Annotated in this window: 20 protein-coding genes; 12 read left to right on the top strand and 8 right to left on the bottom strand. The window is 72.6% G+C overall.

Annotation, left to right across the window (positions count from 1 at the left end; translation table 11 throughout):
• Positions 1 to 29: 29 nt before the first annotated feature.
• The gene (locus tag KLI87_RS00215; protein ID WP_156217489.1) at positions 30 to 1,313 is read right to left on the bottom strand and encodes a cytochrome P450; all 1,284 of its coding nucleotides are present in this window, start codon (positions 1,311 to 1,313) and stop codon (positions 30 to 32) included.
• A 626-nt stretch (positions 1,314 to 1,939) separates the two neighbouring features.
• On the opposite strand from KLI87_RS00215, the gene KLI87_RS00210 reads away from it, so the two are divergent.
• Positions 1,940 to 2,488: a helix-turn-helix domain-containing protein gene (locus KLI87_RS00210; RefSeq protein WP_246249896.1), complete on the top strand. Its 549-nt coding sequence runs from the start codon at positions 1,940 to 1,942 to the stop codon at positions 2,486 to 2,488.
• An 87-nt stretch (positions 2,489 to 2,575) separates the two neighbouring features.
• On the opposite strand, the gene KLI87_RS00205 is transcribed toward KLI87_RS00210, so the two are convergent.
• A complete protein-coding gene (locus KLI87_RS00205; RefSeq protein WP_173390796.1) occupies positions 2,576 to 3,034 on the bottom strand; it encodes an enediyne antibiotic chromoprotein in 459 nt (152 codons plus the stop codon).
• A gap of 510 nt (positions 3,035 to 3,544) precedes the next feature.
• Between KLI87_RS00205 and KLI87_RS00200 the strand changes: the two genes are divergently transcribed.
• The gene (locus KLI87_RS00200) at positions 3,545 to 4,855 is read left to right on the top strand and encodes an NAD(P)/FAD-dependent oxidoreductase (RefSeq protein ID WP_214615378.1); all 1,311 of its coding nucleotides are present in this window, start codon (positions 3,545 to 3,547) and stop codon (positions 4,853 to 4,855) included.
• Positions 4,856 to 4,897: 42 nt separating this feature from the next.
• Positions 4,898 to 5,290: an SgcJ/EcaC family oxidoreductase gene (locus KLI87_RS00195; protein WP_156217492.1), complete on the top strand. Its 393-nt coding sequence runs from the start codon at positions 4,898 to 4,900 to the stop codon at positions 5,288 to 5,290.
• Between the two features lie 32 nt (positions 5,291 to 5,322).
• Here KLI87_RS00195 and KLI87_RS00190 read toward each other — a convergent pair whose 3' ends face one another.
• Positions 5,323 to 6,207 carry a DMT family transporter gene (locus KLI87_RS00190; RefSeq protein ID WP_156217493.1) on the bottom strand — a complete coding sequence of 295 codons (885 nt, stop codon included), beginning with the start codon at positions 6,205 to 6,207 and terminating at the stop codon, positions 5,323 to 5,325.
• Between the two features lie 22 nt (positions 6,208 to 6,229).
• Positions 6,230 to 6,952 carry an iron-containing redox enzyme family protein gene (locus KLI87_RS00185; RefSeq protein WP_214615377.1) on the bottom strand — a complete coding sequence of 241 codons (723 nt, stop codon included), beginning with the start codon at positions 6,950 to 6,952 and terminating at the stop codon, positions 6,230 to 6,232.
• A 689-nt stretch (positions 6,953 to 7,641) separates the two neighbouring features.
• Here KLI87_RS00185 and KLI87_RS00180 point away from each other — a divergent pair.
• The 3 genes from KLI87_RS00180 to KLI87_RS00170 are packed head-to-tail and all read left to right on the top strand — an operon-like array spanning position 7,642 to position 11,218.
• Positions 7,642 to 7,812 carry a hypothetical protein gene (locus tag KLI87_RS00180; protein WP_156217494.1) on the top strand — a complete coding sequence of 57 codons (171 nt, stop codon included), beginning with the start codon at positions 7,642 to 7,644 and terminating at the stop codon, positions 7,810 to 7,812.
• Positions 7,809 to 8,684 (top strand): ABC transporter ATP-binding protein, encoded by an 876-nt coding sequence (locus tag KLI87_RS00175; RefSeq protein ID WP_308165788.1) that lies wholly within the window; start codon positions 7,809 to 7,811, stop codon positions 8,682 to 8,684. Before KLI87_RS00180 ends, KLI87_RS00175 begins: the two co-directional genes overlap by 4 nt.
• Positions 8,681 to 11,218 carry an ABC transporter permease gene (locus KLI87_RS00170; RefSeq protein ID WP_214615376.1) on the top strand — a complete coding sequence of 846 codons (2,538 nt, stop codon included), beginning with the start codon at positions 8,681 to 8,683 and terminating at the stop codon, positions 11,216 to 11,218. The genes KLI87_RS00175 and KLI87_RS00170 overlap by 4 nt, the downstream gene beginning before the upstream one ends.
• 65 nt (positions 11,219 to 11,283) lie before the next feature.
• On the opposite strand, the gene KLI87_RS00165 is transcribed toward KLI87_RS00170, so the two are convergent.
• On the bottom strand, positions 11,284 to 11,937 hold the full coding sequence (locus tag KLI87_RS00165; RefSeq protein WP_156217496.1) for a TetR/AcrR family transcriptional regulator: 654 nt from the start codon (positions 11,935 to 11,937) through the stop codon (positions 11,284 to 11,286).
• A gap of 161 nt (positions 11,938 to 12,098) precedes the next feature.
• Between KLI87_RS00165 and KLI87_RS00160 the strand changes: the two genes are divergently transcribed.
• Complete coding sequence (locus tag KLI87_RS00160; RefSeq protein ID WP_214615375.1) at positions 12,099 to 12,806, top strand: hypothetical protein; 708 nt, start codon at positions 12,099 to 12,101, stop codon at positions 12,804 to 12,806.
• Positions 12,807 to 12,875: 69 nt separating this feature from the next.
• Here KLI87_RS00160 and KLI87_RS00155 read toward each other — a convergent pair whose 3' ends face one another.
• Entirely contained in the window at positions 12,876 to 13,139 is a 264-nt protein-coding gene (locus tag KLI87_RS00155) for a hypothetical protein (RefSeq protein WP_156217498.1), read from the bottom strand.
• Between the two features lie 466 nt (positions 13,140 to 13,605).
• On the opposite strand from KLI87_RS00155, the gene KLI87_RS00150 reads away from it, so the two are divergent.
• From KLI87_RS00150 to KLI87_RS00140, 3 genes are all read left to right on the top strand, one after another.
• A complete protein-coding gene (locus tag KLI87_RS00150; RefSeq protein WP_214615374.1) occupies positions 13,606 to 14,652 on the top strand; it encodes a hypothetical protein in 1,047 nt (348 codons plus the stop codon).
• 247 nt (positions 14,653 to 14,899) lie between these two features.
• A complete protein-coding gene (locus tag KLI87_RS00145) occupies positions 14,900 to 16,165 on the top strand; it encodes a chaplin family protein (RefSeq protein WP_214615373.1) in 1,266 nt (421 codons plus the stop codon).
• 150 nt (positions 16,166 to 16,315) lie between these two features.
• The gene (locus KLI87_RS00140) at positions 16,316 to 16,867 is read left to right on the top strand and encodes a class E sortase (protein WP_156217501.1); all 552 of its coding nucleotides are present in this window, start codon (positions 16,316 to 16,318) and stop codon (positions 16,865 to 16,867) included.
• 9 nt (positions 16,868 to 16,876) lie between these two features.
• Here the strand turns inward: KLI87_RS00140 and KLI87_RS00135 are convergent, their stop codons facing one another.
• Positions 16,877 to 17,290: a hypothetical protein gene (locus tag KLI87_RS00135; RefSeq protein ID WP_156217502.1), complete on the bottom strand. Its 414-nt coding sequence runs from the start codon at positions 17,288 to 17,290 to the stop codon at positions 16,877 to 16,879.
• 287 nt (positions 17,291 to 17,577) lie between these two features.
• Between KLI87_RS00135 and KLI87_RS00130 the strand changes: the two genes are divergently transcribed.
• Positions 17,578 to 18,585, top strand: coding sequence for a DUF2382 domain-containing protein (locus KLI87_RS00130; RefSeq protein ID WP_214615372.1), 1,008 nt, complete (start codon positions 17,578 to 17,580; stop codon positions 18,583 to 18,585).
• A gap of 526 nt (positions 18,586 to 19,111) precedes the next feature.
• Positions 19,112 to 19,528, top strand: a complete 417-nt coding sequence (locus KLI87_RS00125; RefSeq protein WP_156217504.1) for an RNA-binding S4 domain-containing protein — start codon at positions 19,112 to 19,114, stop codon at positions 19,526 to 19,528.
• Positions 19,529 to 19,547: 19 nt separating this feature from the next.
• On the opposite strand, the gene KLI87_RS00120 is transcribed toward KLI87_RS00125, so the two are convergent.
• A complete protein-coding gene (locus KLI87_RS00120; protein ID WP_308165787.1) occupies positions 19,548 to 20,192 on the bottom strand; it encodes a class I SAM-dependent methyltransferase in 645 nt (214 codons plus the stop codon).
• Positions 20,193 to 20,255: the final 63 nt, after the last annotated feature.

The following is a 20,255-nucleotide window of genomic DNA, read 5'->3' as shown; positions in this document are numbered from 1 at the left end:
GGTCACGCGTCAGTACCGGGTCGCGCGCTTCACCAGGTCACGGGGAAGGAGTAGAGGCGCTGGAGCGTGCCGTCGTTGTTGTTGCTCTCCATCTCGCTGATCGGGACGGCGGGCCGCAGCGTCGGGAAGCGCTGCGTGAGCGTGTGGAACGCGATCTCCAGCTCCAGCCGGGCGAGGTTGTCGCCCGGGCAGCGGTGGATGCCGTGGCTGAAGGAGAAGCTCGGCTTGGCCGGGCGGTGGATGTCGAATTTCGCGGGCTCGGGCACGTTGCCGGCGTCGAAGTTGACCCCCGCGCAGCTGATCAGGATGCCGTCCCCGCGCCTGATCGTGGTGTCGCCGAGCGTGATGTCCTCGGTGGCGACCCGGGCGAACGCCTCGACCAGCGACACATAGCGCAGGATCTCCTCGACCGCGGCCGGGATCAGCGACGGGTCGGCGCAGAGCGCCTCCCACTGGTCGCGGTTGTCCAGCAGCGCCAGCGTGCCCAGCGAGATGACGTTGGTGGTCGTGTCGGTCCCGGCGACGAGCATCGACATCGCGATGTGGACGAGCTCGTCGCGGGTGATGTTGCCCGTGGCGAGGTGCTTGGCGACGAGGTCGTCCAGCAGGCCGGTCGTGTCGTTGTCCCGGTCGTCCTGCTTGCGCTGGATGAGCCGGTCCAGGTACTCGCCCAGCTCCTGGGTGGCCTCCTCGGCGAGTTCGGGGACGAACAGCTTGTGGGCCGGGGTCTCGAACTCGGCGGCGTCGGAGTAGGGCACGCCGAGCAGCAGGCTCATGACCATCGACGGGACGGGCTGGGCGAACATCGGCACGAGGTCGGCGGGCGCGCCGTGCCGCTCGATCTCGTCGAGCTTGCCGTCCACGATGGCCTGGATCTCCGGGCGCAGCCGCGCCGTCCGGCGCAGCGTGAACGGCGACATGATCATCTGCCGCTGCTTGGTGTGCTCGGGCGGGTCGACACCGAACAGGACGTCGGCGTAGCCGGAGTCGACGACCTTCTCCATCTCCTTGTTGAGCAGGGGATAGCCCGGGCCGCGGTTGCGGATCGACACCCGCCGGTAGTCCGAGAGCAGCGCGCGGGCCTCGGCGGCGCCGGTGACCAGCCAGGCCGTGCGGTCGTTGTAGAGGCGGACCCGGGTGAGCGGGCCGGCGGCCATGAGCGGCTCGTGGCCGGTGGAGGGCCGGTAGGGGCACTCCCGGGCGATCGGGTAGGTCGGCAGCTCGGCCAGGTTCGCCGGCCTGGCCGGTTCGGGCAGCTCGGCCGGGCTCGCCTGGCTCGCCTGGCCGGCTGGTTCCGCGGGTGACAAGGCCATGGGTCACAACCCCTCGCGTCGTGGGAGACGGCTTCCCCCGCACATCCTTGGCCCGACCCGACGGCGCCTCCATCCTCCAGAATGCGGCCCCCCGGCCGCCCGCTCCGGTGCGTCCGGCGGGCGCTCGCGGCACATCGGCCCAGGGCTGTCAAGGCCCAGGCAAGCGGACTCTCACCCCTTCGGTCAGAACGCATTGTTTGGCCGGGAATGGCGCTCTCCCGTACTTGCGGAAGGGCGGTGACATGGATGTATCTTGTGGGAGAAAAGGGCCGGGCGAAACTCGCCGGTAACCATCGTGATCCATAACCGGTGCATCACGGTGTGATGTTACAAGTGGTGAGGTACTGATTACTGGTTCCGGTCGAGCGCGAATGACGGCCCTGGCCCGAGTGCGGAGTGGGGGGTAATTCATTGGCCGATCAATGCGAAGTCGACCCATTCTGACGTGGGCAGACCCTCGGCGGGATCCCTGGTCGAGTCCGAGGGCGACGGCTGCGCCCGCGCCGCTGAAATCATTTCTACATAAAGATCGGGCCGCCAATGGGAATTCCGCGGCGGTGAATCCGGGAGGCGAAGATCCAGACCCTTTGAAGGTCGGAGCCTGGTAGATCGGCAATGGAAGGCACATGGACGACGGGCTGGGTGATGTGATGAATCCGCGCTGGGGCCGGGAGGCCGATGATCCCGTTGACGCCGCCACCGAGCGGGCGGTCGAGGACGCGATCGAGATCATGCGGGAGAAACTGGGGGAGCACATCACCGTCGACGACCTGGCGCGCGCCACGATGTTCAGCAGATTCCACTTCTCCCGCGCCTTCCAGCGGATCACCGGGATGTCGCCCGGACGGTTCCTGTCCGCCATGCGGATCCAGGAGGCCAAGCGCCTGCTGCTGGGTTCGCCGCGTCCGGTCGCGGAGATCGCCCGTCTCGTGGGCTATCCGGGTGCCGACGCCTTCGTCGCGGGGTTCAGCGAGGCCGTCGGGCTGTCGCCGGGCGAGTACCGCCGGCTGAACGGGCTCGCCGGCGCCATCCCGCGCGACTGCCACCGCTGGATGGCGGGCGTCGCGTCGGTGTGGACGGCGCCCGCCGCGCCGGCCCCGGCGGTCGCCCCGCCGCCCACGGCGGTCACCGGGCCGACCACGGCCGTCGCCGGGAACGTGAGCGCGTCCGGCTGAGGCGCCCGGTTCCGGCCGCAGGGTGAGGCCGGGCCGTACGGGAGCGGCCCGGCCTCGGGCTGGGGAGCTGGTGGGACCAGATCCGGGTTACTGGAAGAAGATCTCCGCGCCGCCGCCGACGCCGCCCTGGCCGCCGTCGTCGGAGACGCCGATGAAGCACGGCGTGGCGGTGCCGCACTCCACCGTGCCGTAGGGGGTGTCACCGATCTTGGCCGCGAAGGTCTTGTGCACGACCAGCGAGGTGTTCAGCGTGCCGTCGGCCTCGGACGAGAGCGTCCCGAGGTCGAGGCAGGCGGGCACACCGGACGGGGTGAGCGTGCACTCCCCGAGGTGCTGGGCGGCGCTCGGGGTCAGGCCCGTCGCCGACAGCGCGACCGTCTGACCGTCCTGGAGCCCCGAGGCGGGGGTGACGGTGACGGTCGCCGCGGCGGCGGCCTGGGCCGGTCCCGACAGGGCCGTGACGGCCAGGCCGAGCGCCAGCGCCCCGCCGACGCCGAGCTTGGCGAGGAGCCTGTTCCCGCTGGTGACTCTGGTCTTGTCGAACAAGATCCCGGTCCTCCTTCTGCATACCGCCGCGCGCCGTACGCGGCGTGTCGTTAATTGAGACGGCGGTCGCCGGAGAAAGTCACCGCACCAATCACCAAGATCATTTAATGGGCGTCGATGGCGCCCCGCCCCGGCGCGATCCTCGTTTCCTGGAAGTCCGCAGGTCAGAGGCGAGATGACGGCGCGGATCGCAATGATCGCGCACGGCTTCAAACGTGTCATTGATCACTTCCTGGGGGTTCCGGTCGGGGCGCGGAGGGGTGCCCGAAAGGGGTTTGGGTGCGGCCGCGGGGCCGCCGAGGCGCGGCCGACCAGGCCCGGCGCGGCGGCGACCTCCAGGCGGAGCGCCGCAGGATAGGAACTCCACCCCCAATCCGCATCTTCTCGCGTGCCCTTTGGAATTCGCGGTTCCAGCGCACTCCTGGAGAAGGGGGAATGCGTGCTTCATCCAATACTGAGGTCGGTAGGGCGCATGTTCCGCACTGCTTCGCTATTTACAGGAGGAAGCACATGACCGACCGCCAAAACCACCCGGAGAGCGTCGACGTCGTGGTCATCGGCGCGGGCCCGGGCGGGTGCTCGACGGCGACCAGACTCGCCCAGGCGGGCCGATCTGTGCTGGTCCTGGAGGCACGTGCGCTGCCGCGTTTCCACATCGGTGAGTCGCTGCTGCCGCCGACGATGGCCCTTTTCGAGCGGCTCGGGCTGCTGGAGCGCGTCAAGGAGCAGGGGTTCGTCCCCAAGCACGGCGCGGAGTTCAGCGGGCCGTCCCCCCACCGGTTCGGCCGGGTGCCCTTCGCCAAGCAGGGGCCGGGCCGTTACCCCTCGGCGTACCAGGTGGAGCGCGAGCGCTTCGACAAGATGCTCGCCGACTTCGCCCAGGAGCACGGCGCGCAGCTCATCGAGGAGGCGACCGTCCACGACCTCGTCCAGGAGGACGGCCGGGTCGTCGGCGTGCGCTACGAGCACGAGGGGGTCTCCCACACCGTCCGCGCCGAGTGGGTGGTGGACGCGGGCGGCCGCGGCAGCAAGATCGCCAAGTCGTTCGGGCTGCGCCACTACGTGGACCGGCTGCGCATGGTCGCGGTGTTCCGGCACTTCGCGAACCTGGACGAGTCGAAGAACCCCGGGTACGAGGGCGACATCCAGATCGGCCGCCACAAGGACGGCTGGATCTGGGCCATCCCGATCCGCGAGGACGTCATCAGCGTCGGGTCGGTGATGCGGCGCGAGGTGCTCCAGGAGGGCGACCCCGCCGCGCTGCTGGACGACCACGTCCAGCGCGTGCCGCGGATCATCCAGCGGATCGAGGGCACCTCGCCCGGCGAGGTGCACGTCGAGACCGACTACTGCTACTACGCCGACACGGTCGCGGGGCCCGGCTGGTTCATGGTCGGCGACGCCGCCTGCTTCTTCGACCCGATCTTCTCCGGCGGCGTGCTGCTGGCGACCGCGACCGGGGTGCGCGCGGCGGAGACCATCGACACGCTGCTGAAGGAGCCGGGCCGCACGGTCGAACTCCAGACGGCCTACAGCAACTTCCTCAAGACGGGTTACGACACCTATTCGCGCATCATCCACGCCTACTACGAGCACGGCTACAACGTCCGCCCCTACCTGGAGGCCATCGGCCTGGACCGCGAAGAGCTGCGCTGGTACGACAACCCGTGGGTGGTCCGCCTGCTCAGCGGTGACCTGTGGAGCAAGAGCGAGCTCAACCAGGAGCTTCGCAAGGTGTCCCGGTGGGACACCTTCGCCCCCTTCGAACGCGACCTCGAATGCCCCTTCTACGCCGAGCTCAACGCGGCCGAAGGCGTCTGACCGCCCGGCCGGGCGCCCCCCATTCCACGAGAAAGGCACGCCATGTCCATTGACCTGATGGAAGTCCAGCAGGTGCCCAACCGCATCGTCGCCGCGTGGGCGAAGAACGACGCCGGCGCCTTCGCCAAGGTCTTCGCCGAGGACGGGACGCTCGTCCTGCCCGGCGGGGTCTTCCTCAAGGGCCGCGAGGAGATCCGCGCCCACATGGCCGGGCTCTACGAGGGCGAGCTCAAGGGGACGACCGTCACCGGCTCGCCGCAGCTCATCAAGCCGCTCTCCGACAGCATCGTGCTGCTCATCAACAAGGGCGGCGTCCTGCACCCGGGCGACACCGAGCCGTCGGAGAAGGAGGCGATCCGGGCCACCTGGCTGCTGGTCAAGCAGAACGGGGAATGGCTCATCAGCGCCTACCAGAACACCCCGCTCGCGAGCTGACCAGGGGAGCGCCCCGGTTCGGGAACCGGCCGTCATCGCGGCGGCCGGTTCCCGGCTCGTCTCCGGGCCTCGGCCGGGGCGGCGGGGGAGGGCGGGGTCCGCCGGACGACGCCGACCGCCGCGACGGAGATCAGCGCCATGCCCGCGAGCTGGCGCCCCCCGGGCGTCTGGGAGAGCGCCAGGTAGCCGACGCCGAGCCCGATGACCGGGCTGAGGCCGAGCAGGATGCCGAACGTGTGCGGGGAGACGTGGCGCAGCGCGACGAGGTCGAGGCTGTAGGGGATCGCGGACGAGAAGAGGCCGACGGCGAGCGCGAGGACCAGGACGGCGGCGTCCAGCAGCCGCGAACCCCCGGTGGCGGTGCCGACGGGCAGCCACAGGGGGACCGCGAGCAGCAGCGCGGCGACCAGCCCGGTCCGGTCGTGGTGACGGCGTCCCAGCGAGCGGGTGAGTAGGACATAACCGGCGCGAAAGGCCGCCGCCGCGACCGCGAACGCCAGCCCGGTGCGGGACGTGCCGCCCGGCGTGGTGAGCAGCGCGAGCCCGGCGAGGGCGAGCGCGACCCAGGCGATGTCGACCGCTCCGCGCGCGGCGAGCAGCGCGATGGCGAGCGGGCCCAGCAGCTCGATCGCGGTGGCGACGCCGAGCGGGACGCGGCCGATCGCGGAGAAGTAGGCGAGGTTCATGCCGGAGACGACGAGCGCGTAGGCGGCGATCGCGGGCAGGTCGCCGCGCCCGATCCGCCGCAGCCGCCTGCCCGGCAGGACGGCGAGCACGAGCGCGGCGAACAGCACGCGCAGCGACACCGTGGCCCACGTGCCGATGTGGTCGAACAGGCGGGTGGCCACGGCGGCGCCGACCTGGAGGCTGGTGATCTGGGCGAGGACCAGCGCGGGTGCCCACCGGGCGATCGTCATCGGGTCCTCGCCCTGATCGGGGTCAGGCGGCGAGCATCGCGCCGTGGACGCCCGCCCAGTACTCGGCGGTCAGGTCGAGGAAGCCGTCGAAGCCCTTCCGGACGCGCGCGAGGTCGGCGTCGTCCCGGCAGACCCGCGCGGCGGACACGACGGCCTGTTCCTTGTGCTCCTTCTCGGCCTCGCCGATATGGATGTAGAAGTACTCGCAGGACTCGTGGAACTCGTCCTCGCCGTAGAGGTGCTTGTAGTTGCGCACGCCCTCGTAGAGCCGCACCAGCATGGAGTAGGCCAGGTGCTCCTGCCCGAGCAGGGCGCCCTGCACGACCCGCTGGTCCTCGTCGGTGAACAGGGCCCGCTGGCCGGCGCTGAACGCGCTGGTGGAGGGCAGCGGATCCGAGCCCCGCAGGTCGCCGGCCCCGTGGGGGCGGTCGCCGAGGCGGGTGAGCAGATCGGTCAGGAACTGTTCGAGCAGCAGCAGGTGCGCCTTCGCGGCGTCGCCGTTGCCGTATTCGGAGTACAGATTCTTCACGCATTCGACCCGGGCGGCCAGGTCCTCGGTGTGCAGGACCGACAGCGCCACCATCACCGCGGTGTTGACGGTGCGCGCGTAGAACTCGTGGGCGAATACGCTGACCTGCGGATAGGGGAGCGGTCCCGATCGCCAGTGCCGGTAGAAGTCGTTGTCGAGGGCGGGATGCCTGCCTGTGGTGGCGGCGAGTTCACGGACGGGAGCTTCGTAGCGCACGGACTCTGTCCTCCAGACTTCCTTGCTGTGTTCAATCCGCTACTGCCTCGATCCTGCAATAGCAACGGCCATTTTTGAAGGGCCGCTTCCGGCCTTTGCAAGATCATCTAGTGGGCCGGGTTCGTGTCGCAGCCGGGGATAGGCCCGGTTTCGGCAAGATCAGCGCGAGATGGCGCGCATTCCTTTGCCGTATTTCCGTTCGACGTCGTGTGGCGGGGTGACCGGGGGGCGGCGGAGCATAAGACGAGACGTTCCGTCTTGACGTGCCGGGGGCGCGGGTTTACTGTTCGGCTACGTGACGGTACGTCTCGTCTCGTCACGGACACACCCCCTAGCACCACCATCGATCGGGTCCTAGCCCTCCTGGCCTGGGTGTTCGCAGAGCGCAGGCTGTACAGGGCCGCGGCCGGCCCTGGTGGCCCGCCGAGCCGGAACACGAACCCGATCACCCCCACCCGATTGGTAGTAGAGAGATGAAAGACGATTTCTACGGTCCGCCCTCGACGGTCAGCGCACCGCCGCACCAGCACTCCACGCCTCCGCACGCCACCGTGTACGACCCGTCTCGCCCGCCTCACGAGGCTCCTCCGCGTGAGGCGCCTCGTGACACACGGCGTGGCGCCCCTCGTCCGCGCGCCTCGGTCGACCCGCGGGTCGCGCTCCGGATCGCCACCGGCCTCTGGATCGCCGTGACCGCGATCCAGTTCGTCGTCTGGCTCGCCATCGCCGTCATCGGCGGGAACCTGCTCGACCCCTGGTGGCTCTACACGACCGTCCCCACCGGCGCCCTGCTCGGCGGCGCCTGGATGATGTTCGGCCGCCGCGACGGCTCCGCGACGAGCGGCCGGGAGGCGCGGTGAACGCGCCGGTGGACCCGGCGGTCCAGCTCAGGGACCTGCGCAAGCACTACGGCGGCGGCGGCCAGGTGACCGCGCTCGCGGGAATCAGCGTCGACTTCCCGGCGGGCAGCTTCACCGCGGTCATGGGCCCCTCGGGCTCGGGCAAGAGCACGCTCCTGCACTGCGCCGCCGGGCTGGACGAGCCCACCTCCGGGACGGTCGCGCTCGTCGGCGTGCCCCTCGCGGGCATGAACGAGACCGAGCTGACCCGGCTGCGGCGCGAGCACGTCGCGTTCGTCTTCCAGTCCTACAACCTGATGCCCGCGCTGACCGTCTGGCAGAACGTCACGCTGCCCGCGCTGCTGGCCGGGCGCCGCCCCGACAAGGAGTGGACGCGCCGGGTGATCGAGCGGGTCGGCCTGGGCGAGCGGATGGGGCACCGGCCCGGCGAGTTGTCGGGCGGCCAGCAGCAGCGGGTGGCGATCGCCCGCGCGCTGGCGAGCCGGTCCGCCGTGGTCTTCGCGGACGAGCCGACCGGCGCGCTCGACACCACCACCGCGCGCGAGGTGCTGAACCTGCTCACGCAGATCGCCCGGATGGGCCAGACGGTGGTGATGGTCACGCACGACCCGGTCGCCGCGTCCTACGCCGACAGCGCGTTGTTCCTGGTGGACGGGCAGATCGTCCGGCAGCTTCCGAACCCGACCGCCAAGGCCGTCGCCGACGAGCTGGCCGGGCTCGCGAACCGCCCGCAGGCGGGCCCCGCCCCGCGGACCTCCGCGTTCCAGGGCCCCGCGCCCGACGGGGCCGCGTTCCAGGGCGCCGCGTACCGCGCTCATGCGGGGGGCCAGGCGATGGCGGCCGGATTCCGGGAAGGGACGGCGCGGCGATGATCCGGCTCGCGTTCGCCTCGCTGCGGCACCGGGCCGCCGCGTCCGTGGCGACGTTCCTGGCGGTGGCCTTCGGCACCGCGCTGCTCCTCGCCTGCGGCGGGTTGTTCGAGACGGCGATCCGGCTCGACGCCGAACCCCAGCGGCTCGGCGGCGCGCCGATCCTCGTCACCGGGCCCGCCGGGTTCAAGCCGCCGGGCGGGTCCCAGCGCGCCGCCTACGCCGAGCGCGGCCGCGTCGATCCGGCGCTCGCGGCGCGGCTGGCCGGGACGCCCGGGGTCGCCGCCGCCGTGCCGGACGTCTCGTTCCCGGCGGTCCCCGTCACCCGCGGCGAGGCGGCCGCCACCGGCGACGACGTGCTCGCCGGGCACGGCTGGGACTCGGCCGCGCTCACCCCGTACGCGCTCCGCGAGGGCGCCGCGCCGCGGGGCAGGGGCGAGGTCGTGCTCGACAGCGCGTCCGCCCGGCGGCTGAAGGCCCGCGCCGGGGACCGGGTCCTGATCGCGGTCGCCGGTGCGCCGGAGACGTTCACGGTGACCGGCGTCGCCGCGCCCGGCAGGCACGTGGACGCCCCCGCCTACTTCTTCTCCGGCGCCGACGTCCAGCGGCTCGTGCCCCGGGGCGCCGACGCGATCGGGATCCGGCTCCGGCCCGGCGCCGAGGTCGAGGACGTCGCCGCGCGGGTGGCGGCGAGCCTGCCGCCCGAGCCGAAGGTGCGGACCGGCGGTGACCGGGGCGCGGCCGAGTTCACCGGCGTCGAGGCCGGACGGCTGCCGCTGATCCTGCTCGCGGGCGTCTTCAGCGGCATGGTCGTCGTCGTCATGGCGCTGGTGGTGTCGGCGACGATCGGCCTGTCGGTCCGGCAGCGGCGGCGGGAGCTCGCGCTGCTGCGCGCGGGCGGCGCCACACCGCGCCAGGTGTACCGGATGGTGATGGTCGAGACGATGGCCGTCGCGGTGCTCGCCACCGCGTGCGGGCTGGTACTCGGCCGGTTCACCGGCGGCTGGATCTGGGACGCGACGACCGGCCGCGGCGCGGTCTCGCCGGCCCTCGACTTCCGGCTCGGGCCCATCCCGCTCGCCGGGACCGCGCTCGTCGCGCCGCTGGCCGTGTGGATCGCCGCCGCGTTCGCCGCGCTTCCGGCCGCGCGCACCCGTCCGATCCAGGCGTTCGCCGAGGCGGCCCTCCCCTCGGCCAGGGTCGCGCCCTTCCGGCGCCTGCTCGCCGCCGTCTTCGCGGCCGGCACCGTCGCGCTCGCCGGGACCACCATGTTCATGGGCCCGGAGGCGGCGCAGGCCGTCGGCGGACCCGCGGTGCTGACCGGCTCGATCGCGGTCGCCCTCATCGCCCCCGAACTGCTGGACCGCCTCACCGGCCGGACCGCCGCCCTCATCCGGCGCGCGGGCGGCCCCCTCGGCATCCTGGCCGCCATCAACATCCGGGCCCGCGCGGGCCAGTTCGCGGCGGTGCTCACGCCGCTCACGCTGGGCGTCTCGATCGCGCTCGGCAACGTGTACTCCCAGACCACGGCCGCCGAGGCCGCCAAGGACGGCTACCTGCACCAGTTCAGGGCCGACACCGTCGTCACGTCCTCGGCGGGCGGGATCGCCCCGGCGCTCGTCGAGCGCGTCCGCCGGGCCGACGGCGTCGCTACCGCGTCCCCGCTGGTCACCAGCCACGGCTGGATCGAGGAGCCCTACGACGGCAAGGGCACCGACCCCGCCACGCTGATCGGCGTCGGACGCCAGGACGCGGCGCCCGTCCTCACCGCGCCCGCCGCGTCCGGGACGCTGCGGAACTTCACCGGGAACGTCGTCGCGCTGCCCGAGCCCCTCGCGCGGCGGCTCCACATCGGCGTCGGGCAGCGGATCGTCATGCGCCTCGGCGACGGCACCCGGGCGCCGGTCACGGTCGCGGCGCTGCTGCGGGACTCCTCCGACTACGCGGGCATCATGCTGCCCGCCGACCTGCTGGCCCCGCACACCACGAACGGGCTGCCCACCCACCTCCTCGTCCGCGCCGCGCCGGGAACCAGTGCCGGGAAGATGCGGAAGGCGGTGGAGGAGCAGGTCGGCGCGTTCCCCGGGAGCGGCGTCGGCGGCGACGGGGTGCTCGCGGAGACGGTCGAGCGGGGGCTGGACGTCCAGGCGTGGATCAACTACCTGATCGCGGCGCTGGCCATCGGCTACGCGGCGATCGCGGCGGTCAACACGCTGGCGGTGGCCGTGCTGTCGCGGCGCGGGGAACTCGCGGCGCAGCGGCTCGCCGGAGCCACCGGGGGCCAGATCCGGCGGATGCTGCTCATCGAGGGCATCGTGCTGGCGGTGATGAGCCTGGTGCTCGGGACGGTGATCTCGGCCTTCACCGTCCTGCCGATGGCCTTCGCGGGCGGCGCGGCGCTGCCGTCCGGGCCGGTCGCGGTCTTCCTCGGCGTCGCCGCCGCGGCGTTCCTGATCGTCGTGCCCGTGACGGCGCTGGCGGGACGGGCGGCGCTGCGCCCGAAGGCCGTCGAGATCATCGGTTCGGCGGCGGCATGAGCCCGCCGCCCCTGGGGCACCGGCCGGGGGCGGGTCCCGAACGGGGCTCGCCCTGGGCGGGCCGCTTACGCGCCGTCGGCCCCGCCGGCCCTGCCGTACTCGGGCTTGTCCGGGTCGGGCTTGCCGGCCTCGGGCCTGCCGGGGTCCGGCGACAGCCCCGAGAAGGCGATGTCGAGTATCTCCGACACCTGCTTGAGGGACGGCGGACGGGTGTGGAGCAGCAGGCGGTAGTACAGGGGCCCGTACAGGATCTCGACCAGGGTGTCGATGTCGAAGTCCTTGCGGATCTGCCCCTCCTCCTGCCCGCGCCGGAGCCGCTCCTCGCAGGCGCGCACCCGCGGCTCGATCATGTGCTCCCGGAGCGAGGCGGCGACCTCCGGGTCCTCCTGGGCGGCCGCGATGAGGCCGGTGTAGGGCGCGAACTCCTCGCTGCCGAACGCCTCGGCCACCCTGCTCATCTGCGTGTGCAGGTCGGCGCGCAGGTCCCCGGTGTAGGGGAAGTCGATCGTGCTGTTCACGCGCTCGTTGAGGGCCTCCTGGAGGACCGCCGCCTTCGACCCCCACCACCGGTAGATCGTCTGCTTGCCGACCCCGGCCCGCTTGGCGATCTCCTCCACCGTCATCTTCGCGAGGCCGCGCTCCCGGCACAGCTCAAGGGCCGCGTCCAGGATCGCCCGGCGGGATCGCTCGCTCCGTCGCTGCTCGTTGGGCGTACTCATGTCATGACCCTACACGAGACGAAACGGAGCGTCTTGACAGGGTTCCACGTCATCCCTATCGTCGAAATTGAGTCGAGACGAGACGTCTCGTCCACTGGTTGGGCCAGGCCGGCGCACACCCGCAGACCCGGGACCCGGAAGGCCCGCGAAGGAGGCTCGCCGTGAGCGAGGCAGCAGCACGCAGGTACACCGGCATGTTCGGTGTGATCGCCAGCCTGTTCATCGTCGTCCAGGTTCCGCTCTACTTCGTCTACTCCGGGGCCCCGCCGGACTGGAACATCCTCACCCGCAGCCTGATCGGCGTCACCGGCTGCACCTTCTACATCGTCTACTTCATCGGGCTGCGCCACCTCGTCGTCCGGGTCAGCCCGGCCCACGAGTGGGCGGCCTCGGTGATCCAGACGGCGGGGCTGCTCTGGGTCGCGATGGTGTTCGTCCCCCAGTCCATGGAGGTCGGCGCGGCGATCTCGGTGCACCACGACATCGACACGACGACCGAGGGCCCGTTCGCGGCGGCCCAGTACCTGATGCAGGGCGGGATCTCGCGGCTGCTGATGGGCCTGTTCCTGATCACCTTCGGGATCGTCGTGACCCGGACCCGGCTGCTGCCGGCCTGGGTGGGCCGCTCGTCGTTCATCGTCGCCGCCATCAACCTGGCGTTCCTGCCCGCCGTGTACTTCGGCGACGACGCGGCCGACTTCTACAGCGCGCAGGGCTGGGGGACCACCGCCAGCATGGGGGCGCTGTGGTCGGTCTGGACGCTGGCCGTGAGCGTCAGCATTCTGCGCAGCGCGCGGCGCGCGCCGGCCGAACCGGTCGAGCCGGCCGAACCGAGCCGCCACGCGCGGACGGCGGCCGGTATCGGCTGAGGTCCTCGACGTTCACCTCGGCCGGTACCAGGTGCCCGGGCTTCTCGCCCGGGCACCTTTCGCGTGGGGTCAGTGCCATGGCGGGCGGGAGCGGCGGAGCACCCGCTCCGCGCGGGCGGTGGCGGTGATCCACTCCCAGCGGGAGTAGAGCGTCCACGCCCAGGACGACTCGGGGCGCGGGGCGCGTCCCGGGTCCGGTTCGTCGGGGGCGTCCTTCCGCGCGGGGGACGCGCAGGCCGGGCGGGCGACGAAGCGACGGGTGACCCGCGCCGGGCGCCTCCGGCGGCGCCGAGCCCGTCGCAGCCGGGCGAGCGCGGACGCAGGGACGGGCATCGCTTGGCTCCTCGGGATCACCGGTCATCGCCGCTCCCGAATGTAGCGCAACGGATACCGTCCGCCATCCTTCTCCCGGCGTTCGGGTGAACGGCGGGAGAACGATCTTTCCCGAGACCTTGCCGTCCGATGGGGGTCTCCGGACCCGGTGCGGCGGGCGTTCGGCGGCATCCCCGGCATTGCGCCGCACCAAATCACGGATAGCGGACGAAGGGTCTCCTAGCGGTTTTCGTGGCCATAAAGAGATGGCCACCGGATGCCGTTATCCATGGCCGGGTAAATGATGCGCGTGGTCGGTGGACAGCCGGTCATCATGGCTATGACGTGCGGAAACGTGCCCTCGTAGTGCGATGTAACCGCCGGGCTTCCCGGTAATCCGGGATTTCTCCGGGGGCGGTGCTAACGTTCAGCCGACCGCTCGTCATCCGACCCGGAAAACGATCGAAGCCGCCAGGGAGATCCGGCAATGGGGACCGTACCGACACACCGCGGGGCACCTCGCCCCCGGAGTCGGCATGCCCTGCCGCCCACCCTGCCGGCCGCCCTTACGCGGCTGGCCGTCGTCGCGGGGCTCGCGCTCGCGGGCTGGCTCCTGCTGTCGGCGCTGAACGGGAGCGCGCACGCGGCGCAGCGCGACGGAGCGAACGGGCTCGCGGGCGGGGACGGCCTGTCCGCGCTCCGCCACCTCGTGCCGGGGACCTCCGGTGCCGCCGCGCCCGCGCCCGAGCGGGAGCCCGCGCCGCGCCCCGCCGCCGAGCCCCGCCCCGCGCCGCGCCCGGCCGCCCTCTCGCGTCCGGAGCCGCGCCCCGCCTGGGTGGCGCGTCCAGAGCCGCGCCCCGCCGCGGTGTCGCGTCCGGCGGCGGAACCGCGGCACGGGCTCGCGCGGCCGGTGTCGGCCGTGGAACGTGACATGCGTGATCTCGGCGATGACCCGAGGGGCTACGCGGCGGCGCGGGGGCGCGACGTCCTCGCCGGCGAGGGGCGCGCCGTCCTGACCGTGCGGCACCTGGCCGAGGCGACCGGTGTGCAACTCCCGGCCGTCCACCCGGAAGGGGCCGTCGGCGGGCTCGTCCAGAACGTGTCCGAGACGCCCCCGGGCCTGTCCCCGGTCCAAGAGGTGGCGCCGCCCTCGCGGAAGCAGGCGCAGCCGCGTGACCTGCCCGGCGTGCCGGGCGCCGAGGGAGCGGCGACCGGCACCACGCGGCCCGGCGCCCCGCCGGCCGCCTCCCCGCCGACCCCGGACGCGGCGCACCCCGGCGGGCAGGACGCCGCCGGCGACCGCGGCCACCCCCACCGGCGGCACCACGCCCCCGGTATGCCGACGCCGACCCCGTCGGGGCAGGACGCCCCGCGCGGCGACGGGCTCTCCGGCGGGCACGGCTCCGGGCCGGTCGCCGACCTGCGGGCCGTCCGGTACCCGGCGGTTCCGCCCGCGCACGACCAAGGCGCGTTCCACCGCGCGGCGCTGGTCGACCTGACCGCGCCCGGCGGCCCCGCGGTCGTCCCCGACTAGAGACGCCGGCTCGCCCCGGGGCGCCGCGCGCGGACGCGCGGAGACCCACGCGGACGTCGGCGGCGGGAACACCGCGCCCGTCCACGCCCGTCCACGCCCGGCCAGGCGAGCCGTCCTCCCCGCGAACCCTTTTCCCGAACCCGCAACGGCCGCTCTCACGCCGCTGCGCGCTGCGCTCACCGGACGGTGCCCGCGCAGCGACCTCCACCACCGAATCACCGAGCAGTAGAACAGGAGCACCAACAGCATGCGAATCTGGTCGAAGAACACCGGTCGCGCGGCCCTCGTGGCCGCGGCCTCGGTCGCCCTCGGGGCGGGGGGCCTCACGCCCGCCGCGTCCGCCGATCCGGGCGGCATGCACACGTCGGGGATGTTCAGCGTTCTCGGCGGCAACCAGGTCTACGCGCCGATCTCCGTCCCCGTCGAGGTGAGCGGCAACGCCATCGCCGTACTCGGCGTGGCGCAGGCCGGGTCGAAGGGCGGCGCCCACGTCAGCAACGCCCGCCACGGCGGCGGCGGTGGCGGGGGCATGCAGACGTCCGGGATGTTCAGCATCCTCGGCGGCAACCAGATCTACGCCCCGATCTCCGTGCCGGTGGACGTGTGCGGCAACGCCGTCGCCGTGCTCGGCATCGCCAAGGCGTGGTGCAAGGGCGGCGCGTCGGTCACCAACGACGGGCACGGCCACCACCACAAGGCCGGCCGGCGCGCCGGGCGGACCGGGGCCGGGAACCGCGGCGCCCAGGCCGCAGGCCGCTCCGGCGCCGTCGGGCCGGGCGCCGCAGGCCGCTCCGGCGCCGCCGGGACCGCGCGCGAGTGGAGCGGCGGCTGGCAGCACGGCGGCGGGCACGGGCACGGCATGCAGACGTCCGGGATGTTCAGCATCCTCGGCGGCAACCAGATCTACGCCCCGATCTCCGCGCCGATCAACGTGTGCGGCAACGCCGTCGCCGTGCTCGGCGTCGCCAAGGCGTGGTGCAAGGGCGGCGCCCACGTCACCAACAAGCGCTCCGGCGGCCCCGACATGAAGACCTCGGGCATGTTCTCGATCGGCGGCGGCAACCAGGTGTACCTGCCGGTGTCCGTACCGATCAACATCTGCGGCAACGCCATCGCCGTGCTCGGCGTCGCCCAGGCGTACTGCGAGGGCGGGGCGACGGTGAACAACGGCGGCAAGGAGGAGCACCCGCCGAAGGTGTGGCCGAAGAAGCCGCACAAGCCGCACAAGCCCCGCAAGCCGCGCAAGCACCGTCCCGCGACCGTGCACCACAAGCTGCCGTCCACGGACCGGCTCCTGACCGACGGTTCCGCCAAGGACCGACCCGGCACGGACCGGCCGTCCGCCGACCGCCGCGCGACGCGGCGGCTCGCCGCGCCGCGTCCGGCCGCCGAGCCGGGGCTGCCCGTTGTGCGCGACCTGACCGGCGGCACACCGCTCCCAGGCAACGGGCCCGTGCGGACGAGCCTCCAGAAGAAGGCTCCGGTGACCGTCGGCGCGCCGCTGCTCAGCTGAGCCGTCCACGATGAGCCGGCCCGCCCGGCCGCTAGCGGGGACGGGCGAAGGCCCAAGAACAGAAGGGCCGGCGAACAGGGGGCGGCAGACGTGCCGCCCCCTTTCCGTGCCGTCCCTGCCGGCATCGGCCTTTCGCGGCGACGGAGGTAAATGATGCTCTACCGAAAATCACTGGCGGTGGCGGCGCTCGCCCTCGGGTTTCTCGTGCCGGGGCCCGCCCTGCCCGCGCACGCCTCGCCGCCCAGCCGGGCGCAGGCGAAGCCGCGACACGGTGCCGTCATCGCGAGGATCGGCATCCGGCGGATCCATCTGAAAGGACGCGTGCTGCACGGCATCGAGGCGAGGGTGCTCCAGAAAGGCGTCGGCCACTATCCGGGGACGGCCTATCCCGGACGCGAGGGCAACACCGTTCTCCTCGGCCACCGGACGACCTATCTCCATCCGTTCGGACGGATCAACGAACTGCGGCGCGGGGACCCGATCGTCCTCAGGGCGGGCCGCACGTCCTATGTCTACACGGTGCGGAGCAAGCACATCATCAGGCCCGCGGACCGGCGGGCCCTGGAGGCGGTGCCGTTCAAGCGGAACAGTGTCGCGGACGGGAAATACGTCACGCTGATCTCGTGCCATCCGAAGGGGTCGAACCGGCGGCGCTACGTGGTCGTCGGGAGGTTCGACCACGCGTCCGTGCGGCCTCGCTGAGGCGGGGGGCTACGGGTGGGCCATCGCGGCGGGGTGGCAATCCACCATCAGCTCGATGTTGCGGGTGTGGGTCAGCGCGGCCTCGCCGTCGCGTTCGACGGCGGCGGCCAGGACGGATCCGACGGCGCCGGTCAGCAGCCCGCGGATCTCCTCGGGCCGCAGGTCGGCGGGCTCCCAGGAGCGCAGCGTGGCGTCGCCCGCGAGCGTGACGTGGCGGACGCCCGCCAGCAGCAGCGCCAACTCGCCGCGCCGGGAGAGCCCGGCGGCCCCGCCGGGCCCCGCCTCGCTGATCACCGCGCCGAGCCGCCGCGCCACGCCGTGCAGCGCGAGCAGGGCGGGCCGCTCGTGCGGGCCGGGCCGGAAGATCGGCGGGCGGCCGTCCTCCCGCCACCTGCCGTAGGCCCCGAAGAAATGGCTGTCCATGACACGACACTAGAGTCGCAGGGCGCCGGGCCTGTAGCGGGACGCACCGCCATTCGACTCCTTTTGACTTTTGGGAGCGGCGCATTGTCCGGGCGTTGCCGTGCGGGGGGCCGGGTAAAGAACGTGAAGGCGCGGCAATAACTCGGTAGATCGTCCCTTGCGGTCGGGCGATGGGGTTTACCGCGGGGCTGTTCGGAAAAGCAGCAAGTAATCCGGCAACTCGGGAGTAACAGAACCACGCGGTACGGTCCGGGCCACGCCGGATCACGAGAGCAGAGGTGTTCAACGTGCAGACGCAGACACAGGTGCGGGAACTGATGGGAATGAGCGTGACCGACGCCCACGGCACCAAGGTCGGCACGATCAAGCAGGTGTACCTCAACGACGACTCCGGCGCGCCCGAGTGGGTGACCGTGCACACCGGGTGGTTCGGGATGCGGGAGAGCTTCGTCCCGCTGTCCGGGGCGAACAAGGCCAAGGACATGCTCCAGGTCCCCTACGACAAGGAGACCATCAAGGGCGCTCCGAACGTGGACGCGGACGAGCATCTGTCGCACGCGCAGATCGTCGACCTCTACCGGCACTACGGCGTACGTCCCCCGAGCGGCCGCCGCTCGTCCGGCGACGCGGGCACGCGTCCCGACGAGGGATCGGGCGAGCGCGCCATGCCGGGCGGCGAAGGCCAGGGCATGGGCAGGAGCGGCACGACGGGCGCCGCGGGTCCCGTGGCCGGGGCCGCCGGGACCGCCGGGACCGCCGGTGCGGCGGGCGCCGCCGGTATGGCCGTGCACGCCGAGCGCCAGGGCAAGCGCGGGAAGGACCTGCCGCCGCAGTCGGCGCGCGAGGGCGCCGAGGCGCCGATGACCGAGATCACCCGGTGCGAGGAGCAGATGCGCATCGGCACCGAGCGCCACGAGAGCGGGCGCGTCCACGTCCGCAAGTGGGTCGAGACGGAGATGGTCGAGCGCACGATCCCGGTCTCGCACGAGGACATCAAGATCGACCGCGAGCCGATCACCGGTGGCCGCCCGGACATGAAGGCGACGCTCGGCGAGGACGACCGCGTCATCGTCCTGTACGAGGAGCGCCCGGTCGTGACGAAGGAGACCGTGCCCGTCGAGCGGGTGCGCATCCACACCGAGCAGGTGCAGGACGAGCAGACCGTGCGCGGCGAGCTGCGCCGGGAGCGCATCGAGGTCACCCGCGAGGACGGGGCGGGGAGCGAGCGGGGCTCCTCCGGCATGGGCGGCTCGTCCGGCCAGAGCGCCGAGCGCGGACCGCACACCAGCCGCTGACCGCGAGGCCCCGGCCGCGCCCCGCCGCGCCCGGCCGGGTGGCCCGCCCCGCCGCCCGGTCGGGTCTGGCCGGATGTGGACGCGCGCGGTGGCCGTTGGACGGATGTGACGGGTGGGGCTCGTGGGAGACCGCCCCCGTTCGCGCCGGTAAAGGCGGGCGCGGGTGGGACTTCCGAACCGGGCCGTGGTCGACGGTTCGCCCGCCCTTTAGCGGGACGCCCAGAGACCATTAGTTCGGTTTCTTGACAGATAGGGGATAAAGGGGGAAGTTTCACTCGACGCCGAGCCCGCGCGAGGGGTCGTGGCCTCCCCGCCACGGTTCCGCCGCAGGCGCGTGGCCCGCTCGGCGGTGGCCCCGAGGCCCCCCGCCGACCGCTCCCCCTAGGGCCGGCCGCTCGCTGGGGCGAGCGGCCGGCCGCCCCTGTTCCGCCCGGTCGAGGGGCTCCGGAAATGGCGGATCCGGCCTCTGAATTCGCGGTCGCCGCGGGCACGCGGCGGGTTCGGCGCCGCGGGTAGAGTCGCCTCCATGACCGAGCAGGTGAGGGTGGACGTGTGGCTGTGGTCGGTGCGGCTGCTGAAAACCCGTTCGGTGGCGAGCAACGCGTGCCGCGCGGGGCATGTCCGGGTGAACGACGAACGCGCCAAGCCCGCCACTCCCGTCCGCCAGGGGGACGAAATTCGCCTGCGCCATGACGGGCGGGAGCGCATCGTCATCGTCGAGCGGATCGTCCGCAAACGCGTCGGCGCTCCGATCGCGCAGGAATGCCTCATCGACAAGAGCCCGCCGCCACCGCCGCGCGAGGCGCTCATTCCGATCGGCCGCCGCGAGCGCGGCGCCGGACGTCCCACCAAACGCGACCGGCGCGAACTCGACCGGCTCCGCGCGCTCAACCAGAGCCGCGCCGCCCATGACCTCGACGTGGAACTCGGCGAACGCGAATGACCCCGGTGCGGGCGGGTTCTCAGCCCGGCCGGTGCTCCGGCTTGCGGGCGATGACACGGCCGTGCTGGAACCTTTCGGATTCCTCCGGCTCGCGGAAGGTATAGGCGTCCACGACCAGTCCGGCCTCGTTCAGGAGCCGGCCGACGAGCGGGATCGGCCAGCGGTGGGCGAGCGTCACCCTGTGGTCGAAGGGAATGGGCTCGCCGACGCCGTCCGCGCCCGCCGGGGCCTCGAAGAAGCCGATCAGGAGGCGCCCGCCGGGAGCCAGCAGCCGGTGGAATTCGGCGAGTATCCCGGGCCACCGCTCGGGCGCGGCGTGAATGGTCGAGTACCACGCGAGAATGCCGCCGAGCGTCCCGTCCGCGAGGTCCAGGTCGGTCATCGAGCCCTGCTCGAAACGCAGGTCCGGATGCGCCGCGCGGGCGATCGCGATCATCTCCGCCGACAGGTCGACGCCGAAGGCCGTCCGGCCGAGCGAGGCCAGGTAGGCGGTCATGTGGCCGGGGCCGCAGCCGAGGTCGGCGACGGGATCGCCGGCGAGTTCGGCGAACGCGGCGATGAGCGCGCGGTCCAGCGCGGGCGTGACGTCGATGTCGGCGAACATCTCCGCGTAGAGGGCGGCGACGGAGTCGTAGGCGGTGCGCGTGGTGTCGAGTTCGGTCACGGCCGCCGACGATAGCGGCTGGACACCCCGGCCGGGGTCTGCCACCATGACGCCATGATCGTT

Origin of the sequence: Actinomadura sp. NEAU-AAG7 (genome assembly GCF_018603865.1) — a bacterium.
Lineage (GTDB): Bacteria > Actinomycetota > Actinomycetes > Streptosporangiales > Streptosporangiaceae > Spirillospora > Spirillospora litoris.
This window is presented reverse-complemented; position numbering and strand designations above follow the sequence as displayed.

Bases quoted from the DNA above. Each gene is read 5' to 3' on its own strand.
- KLI87_RS00215 (WP_156217489.1), bottom strand. From the start codon at position 1,313: ATGGCCTTGTCACCCGCGGAACCAGCCGGCCAGGCGAGCCAGGCGAGC.
- KLI87_RS00210 (WP_246249896.1), top strand. From the start codon at position 1,940: ATGGACGACGGGCTGGGTGATGTGATGAATCCGCGCTGGGGCCGGGAG.
- KLI87_RS00200 (WP_214615378.1), top strand. From the start codon at position 3,545: ATGACCGACCGCCAAAACCACCCGGAGAGCGTCGACGTCGTGGTCATC.
- KLI87_RS00195 (WP_156217492.1), top strand. From the start codon at position 4,898: ATGTCCATTGACCTGATGGAAGTCCAGCAGGTGCCCAACCGCATCGTC.
- KLI87_RS00190 (WP_156217493.1), bottom strand. From the start codon at position 6,207: ATGACGATCGCCCGGTGGGCACCCGCGCTGGTCCTCGCCCAGATCACC.
- KLI87_RS00170 (WP_214615376.1), top strand. From the start codon at position 8,681: ATGATCCGGCTCGCGTTCGCCTCGCTGCGGCACCGGGCCGCCGCGTCC.
- KLI87_RS00165 (WP_156217496.1), bottom strand. From the start codon at position 11,937: ATGAGTACGCCCAACGAGCAGCGACGGAGCGAGCGATCCCGCCGGGCG.
- KLI87_RS00155 (WP_156217498.1), bottom strand. From the start codon at position 13,139: ATGCCCGTCCCTGCGTCCGCGCTCGCCCGGCTGCGACGGGCTCGGCGC.
- KLI87_RS00150 (WP_214615374.1), top strand. From the start codon at position 13,606: ATGGGGACCGTACCGACACACCGCGGGGCACCTCGCCCCCGGAGTCGG.
- KLI87_RS00145 (WP_214615373.1), top strand. From the start codon at position 14,900: ATGCGAATCTGGTCGAAGAACACCGGTCGCGCGGCCCTCGTGGCCGCG.
- KLI87_RS00140 (WP_156217501.1), top strand. From the start codon at position 16,316: ATGATGCTCTACCGAAAATCACTGGCGGTGGCGGCGCTCGCCCTCGGG.
- KLI87_RS00135 (WP_156217502.1), bottom strand. From the start codon at position 17,290: ATGGACAGCCATTTCTTCGGGGCCTACGGCAGGTGGCGGGAGGACGGC.
- KLI87_RS00125 (WP_156217504.1), top strand. From the start codon at position 19,112: ATGACCGAGCAGGTGAGGGTGGACGTGTGGCTGTGGTCGGTGCGGCTG.